The 6,153-nt window shown below is 70.9% G+C and carries 2 protein-coding genes; both read right to left on the bottom strand.

Going from position 1 to position 6,153, the window contains the following annotated elements:
• A partial coding sequence (locus ACFY1P_RS35270) for a type I polyketide synthase (RefSeq protein WP_390752996.1) occupies positions 1-1,708 on the bottom strand: 1,708 nt, incomplete at its 3' end.
• A gap of 17 nt (positions 1,709-1,725) precedes the next feature.
• Entirely contained in the window at positions 1,726-6,150 is a 4,425-nt protein-coding gene (locus ACFY1P_RS35265; RefSeq protein WP_390752997.1) for an SDR family NAD(P)-dependent oxidoreductase, read from the bottom strand.
• Positions 6,151-6,153 lie beyond the last annotated feature (3 nt).

Genomic DNA, 6,153 nt, shown 5'->3' with positions numbered 1-6,153 from the left:
ACCACACCATCTCGCCAGCACGCGGAACATCCGGGCCCACCAACGCCGGATGCGACTCCCCCGCAGCCAACGCCTCAAGCGCCCCCACCCGCTCCCCACCCACCACAACAGCCCGATGCTCGAACAACGAACGCGAACGCAACAACGACCAGCCCACACCCCGCACATCAGGAACGGCCGCCACAGCCTGGCTCAAACGACCCGCCTGAGCGCGCAGCGCGTCGCGGCTCCGTGCTGACAGCACCCACGGCACGACAGCGCCCTCGTCGGCGGGGACGTCGGCGCGCGCCGGCTCATCGTCCTCCTCGGGGGCCTGTTCCAGGATCAGGTGGGCGTTGGTGCCGCTGATGCCGAACGAGGAGATGCCCGCCCGCCGGGGCCGGTCGGCCTGGGGCCACGGCACGGCGTCGGAGAGCAGCCGCACTCCGCCGTCCTCCCAGTCCACGTGGGGCGTGGGGCGGTCGATGTGCAGGGAGGCGGGCAGCTCTCCGTGGCGCATCGCCATCACCATCTTGATCACACCCGCCACACCGGCGGCGGCCTGGGTGTGCCCGATGTTGGACTTCACCGAGCCGAGCCACAGCGGCCGGTCGTCCGCGCGCTCCTTGCCGTACGTGGCGAGGAGCGCGTGTGCCTCGATGGGATCGCCCAGCGTCGTCCCGGTGCCGTGGGCCTCCACGGCGTCCACGGTGTCCGGGGTGACCCGGGCGTTGGCCAGGGCCTGGCGGATCACCCGTTCCTGGGCGGCGTCGTTGGGGGCGGTGAGACCATTGCTCGCGCCGTCCTGGTTGACGGCGGAACCGCGGACGACGCCGAGCACGTGATGTCCGTTGCGGCGCGCGTCGGAGAGGCGTTCCAGCAGGACGAGGCCGACGCCCTCGGAGAAGCCGGTGCCGTCGGCCGCGGCGGCGAACGGCTTGCAGCGGCCGTCCGGCGACAGGCCCCGCTGTCGGGAGAACTCGACGTACGCGGTGGGCGTCGACAGCACGGTCACGCCGCCGGCGAGCGCCAGGTCGCACTCGCCCTGCCGCAGTGCCTGCGCGGCCAGATGGATCGCGACCAGCGACGCCGAGCACGCCGTGTCGAGCGTCACCGCGGGCCCCGCGAGGCCGAAGGTGTAGGCGATACGGCCGGAGATGACGCTGGAGAGGGTGCCCGTGGTGGCGTACCCCTCCACCTCGGAGGGCACCCGGGACCCGGACATGTAGTCCTGGCTGGACACCCCCGCGTAGACGCCCGTGAGGCTGTCCTTGAGCGTGGCGGGGTCGATGCCCGCCCGCTCGAACAGCTCCCAGGACACTTCGAGGAGCACCCGCTGCTGCGGGTCGGCGGCCAGTGCCTCGCGCGGGTTGACGCCGAAGAAGTCGGCGTCGAAGCGTGTGGCGTCCCGCAGGAAGCCGGCTTCGCGTACGTAGCTGGTGCCCGGGTGGTCCGGGTCGGGGTGGTAGAGGCTGTCCACGTCCCAGCCGCGGTCGGCCGGGAACTCCTCGATGGCGTCGCCGCGCGAGGCGACCAGGTCCCACAGCTCCTCCGGCGACGTGACACCGCCGGGGTACCGGCAGGCCATCGCGACGATGGCCACCGGTTCCCGCTGCCGCTCCTCCATCTCGCGCAGGCGCTGACGGGTCTGCCCGAGATCCGCCGTCACCCGCTTCAGATAGTGGCGAAGCTTGTCCTCGGTACCCGGCGTGTCTTTCGTACCCGGCATGTCTCTTCCACTCCTGATCAAGAAGGCAGTTCCCGGTCGATCAGCTCGAACAGCTCGTCGTCCGACGCGGACTCGAGGTCGTCACTCGCGACGGCGTCGCCGCCGCCGTCACCCGCACCGTCGCCCAGCCGCCACAGCAGGGACTCCAGGCGCGCCACCAGGCGGCCGCGGGTGTCCTCGTCGTGCGCGTGGCCCACGATCACCGTCTCCAGCCGGTCCAGTTCACCGAACAGCGGCGCCGACGGGTCGGCCGCCGCGGGGCACAGCTGCTCGCGCAGATCCTCGGCGATGGCGGACGGGGTCGGGTGGCGGAAGATGAACGTGGCGGGCAGCCGCAGGCCGGTGGCCGCGGACAGCCTGTTGCGGAGCTCGACCGCGGTGAGGGAGTCGAAGCCGAGGTCCGTGAAGGGCACGTCGGCACGGACTGCGTCGGTGCCCGCGTGTCCGAGCACCGCCGCGGCGTGCGTGCGCACCAGGTCGAGCAGGGTCCGGTGCTGCGCTTCCACGGGCAGCCCGGCCAGCTGCCCGGCCCAGTCCGTGCTCGGCCGGGCGGTGACGGTCGGCCGCGCGGTCCCCTGCCCGCCCGCGAAGGCGCGCAGCAGCGCCGGCAGGGCGGTGGCGGATTTGGCGGCCAGCACGCGGGGGTTGAGGTCGGCGGCGACCAGGTACGGCGCGGCGTTGCGGTGTGCCGCGTCGAGGAGGCTCAGGCCGTGGTCGTTGCTCATCGCCTTGACGCCGATACGGGCCATGCGGGCTACGTCGGTGTCGCTGAGCCCGCCGGTCATGCCGCCGCTGGAGGTCTGCCACAGACCCCAGCCGACCGACAGGCCGCTAAGGCCGGCAGCACGGCGGTGCTGCATCAGAGCGTCGCAGTAGGCGTTCGCCGCCGCGTAGTTGGCCTGGCCCGGGCTGCCGAGGGTGGCGGCCGCGGAGGAGAAGACGACGAACAGACCAAGCCGCAGATGCCGCGTCGCCTCATGGAGATTGGCTGCGGCAGTCGCCTTCGCGGACCAGACACGGCCCAGAGTCTCCGGCGTCTGGGCGGTCACCACCGCGTCCTCCAGGACACCGGCGGCATGCACCACACCCGTCAGCGGATGCGCCGGATCCGTCTTGCCGACCAGCTCCGCCACCGCCTCCGGATCACTCACATCAGCCGCCACGACCGAAACATCAGCACCCAGCGCGCCGAGCTCCTCCACCAGCTCACCGGCACCCGGAGCATCAAGCCCACGACGCCCGGCCAACAGCAGGTGCCGCACCCCCCACTGCCGGACCGCGTGTTCGGCCACGACCTGGCCGAGTGCTCCGGTGCCGCCGGTGATCAGTACGGTGCCGTCCCGGTCGAGGGCAGGCGGTATGTCCAGCACCAGCTTGCCGGTGTGTTTGGCCTGGCTCATGAACCGGAACGCCTCCCGCGCCCGCTCCAGCGGCCAGGAGCGGACCGGCAGGGGAGCGAGCGCGCCGGAGGCGAACAACTCCCCCATTTCCGCGAACATTTCCCTGATCCGGTCAGGGCCGACGTCGGTGACGAGGTCGTAGACCTGATACGTCACCCCGGGATGCCGGGCGGCAACCTCACCAGGATCACGCAGATCGGTCTTGCCCATCTCCAGGAACCGACCACCCTCACCCAGCAAACGCAAAGACGCCTCGATGAACTCACCCGTCAGGCTGTTCAGCACGACATCCACACCACGCCCACCCGTGGCCTGCCGAATCTCCTCCTCGAAGCCCAGATCACGGGACGATGAACGATGAGCGGCATCAATGCCCATCTCCTCCAGCACGGCATGCTTGGCCGGACTCGCCGTCGCGAACACCTCCGCACCCAGATGACGGGCGATACGCACCGCCGCCATCCCCACACCACCCGTCGCAGCATGGATCAACACCGACTCACCCGGCTTCAGACCGGCCAACTCCACCAGCCCGTACCAAGCCGTCAAGAACGCCACCGGAACACCCGCCGCCTCCCGGACATCCCACCCCGCCGGAACCGGCGCGATCATCCGGGTGTCCGCTACGGCCAGGGGGCCGAAGGACCCGCCGAGTACGCCCATGACCTGGTCGCCGACCGACAGTTGCGTGACGTCGGGCCCCACCTCCGTGACGATGCCGGCGCCCTCACCGCCCAGCCCCGTCTGGCCCGGCACCATGCCGAGGCTGACCAGGACATCGCGGAAGTTGATGCCCGCGGCCCGGACCTCCAGGCGTACCTGGCCGGAGGCCAGGGGCTCGATCAGCTCCGGGCAGACCACGGGGGCCACGCTTTCCAGCGTCCCGGGACCGCTGGTCTCCAGCCGCCACGCCTGCTCGGCGGGCGCTCCGACGCGGGGACCACCTGTCGCACGGACCAGCCGCGGGCTCAGGAGTGCCCCATCGCGGAGTGCGAGTTGGGGCTCGTCCTGTTCTTCGATGACGTGTCGCAGGACGGCCTGCGGGAGGTCGTCACTGTCCGCGTCCACAAGGGCGAAGCGGCCCGGGTGCTCGGACTGCGCGCTGCGCACCAGACCCCAGACGGACGCGGCCGCCGGATCGACATCAGCGCCGTCGACGGTGGCCACGGCGCCCCGTGTCACCAACACCAGCCGGGAATCAGCCAGCTCCGGCACCGCCAGGAACTCCTGGACCAAAGACAACGCCCATCCCGCCGTCGCCAGACCGTCACCGGCCTCGACCGGGACGACCACCGCCCACGGCACATCGCCATCGTCCCGCACCACACCAGCCAGGCCCTCGCCGTCCGCGAGCATGACCCAGGCATCGCTATCCGATGCACCCTGTTCCGGCAACGGAAGCGGCGTCCACTCCACCGCGAACAAGCCGTCGTCGTCCCGTGCGGACTTCAACTGCCCGATGTCGGCGGGGCGCAGGGTCACCGATCCCGCGCTCAGTACGTTCGTTCCCGCAGCGTCCGTCACGAGGAGCCGCAGTTCCCGTTCGGTCGCGTCGTGGGCACCAGGCGATACGCGCACGCGTACGGTGCCGGCGCCCGCGGCCCACAGACCGACCTGGTTCCAGCTGAACGGCAGCCAGACCTTGCCGTCGCCCTGCGGCTCTCCGCCCCAGTCGAGCAAGAGGGCCGGGTGGAGGGCGGCGTCGAGGAGGGCGGGGTGGATGCCGAAACCGTCGGGCGAACCGGCGGCCTCGGGAAGAGCGACCTCGGCGAGCAGATCCTCACCGTGCCGCCACACCGACCGCAGGCCCTGGAAGGCGGGGCCGTACGCGTAACCGGCGTCGGCCACCCGCTCGTAGAAACTCTCCACCTCGACCGGCACCGCGCCCGCCGCAGGCCAGGGCCCGAGCAACCCGCCGGGTGCGGTGATGGGTTCGGGGGTGAGGATGCCGGTCGCGTGGCAGACCCATACATCGTCGCCGTCATCGGGACGGGTGTAGACCCGCACTTCACGGCGGCCGTCATCGGTGGCCGCGTCCACCACGACCTGCACCCGCAACCCGGACGCCGCCGGAACAACCACCGGAGCCTGCAACATCAGCTCCTCAAGCCCCGCACAGCCAACCTCATCGCCGGCTCGCAGCGCCCACTCCACCAACGCCGCACCGGGGAGAAGGACCGACCCGGCCACCTCGTGATCGGCCAACCACGGAGCACCCGAACGCGACAGCCGCCCCGTCAGCAGGCAGCCGCCCCGGTCGGCGAACTCCACCGCCGCACCCAACAACGGATGCCCCGCAGCCACCAGACCCAGACCAGCCGCATCACCACGACCAGACCTTCCGGACAGCCAGAACCGCTCACGCTGGAACGCATACGTCGGCAAATCGACCACAACAGGCTTGTCCAGGAACCAGCCGTCCCAGTCCACCGCGACCCCAGCCGCATGGAGGCGAGCCATCGCGTTCAGGAACGCCTGCTCCTCGGGCCGGTCACCGGCGAGCGAAGAGAGCAGCAGCGGTTCCGGACCCTCGGCTTCGTCGAGGGTGTGCTGGGCGGCGGTCGTCAGGACGGGAGCGGGCCCCAGTTCGATGAACGCCCCTGCCTGATCGGCGAGGTGGGCGATGGCCTGCTGGAAGAGAACGGGCCGGCGCACGTGACCCACCCAGTAATCGGGGCTCGTGATCTCCTCGTCCGCAGGCAGACCCGTGACGTTGCTGATCAGCGGGATCGTGGGAGCCTTGAACTTCACCTCGCTGATGGCCTCGGCGAAGTCCTGGAGCATCGGCTCCATCAAGGACGAGTGGAATGCGTGACTGACCGAGAGGGCCTTCGTCTTGCGCCCTTGGGCGGACCACGCGGCGGCAATCCGCTCCACCTCATCAGCCGGGCCGGAAATCACCGTGGAATCAGGGGTGTTCACCGCAGCCACACTCACCCCGGAACCATCGAGCTCCGCAGCAAGCTCCTCCGCCGTGGCCTGCACCGCACACATCGCCCCGCCCTCGGGCAACGCACCCATCAACCGGGCACGCGCACCCACCAG

Source organism: Streptomyces sp. NPDC001407 (assembly GCF_042895325.1).
In the GTDB taxonomy this organism is placed as follows: Bacteria; Actinomycetota; Actinomycetes; order Streptomycetales; family Streptomycetaceae; genus Streptomyces.
This window is presented reverse-complemented; position numbering and strand designations above follow the sequence as displayed.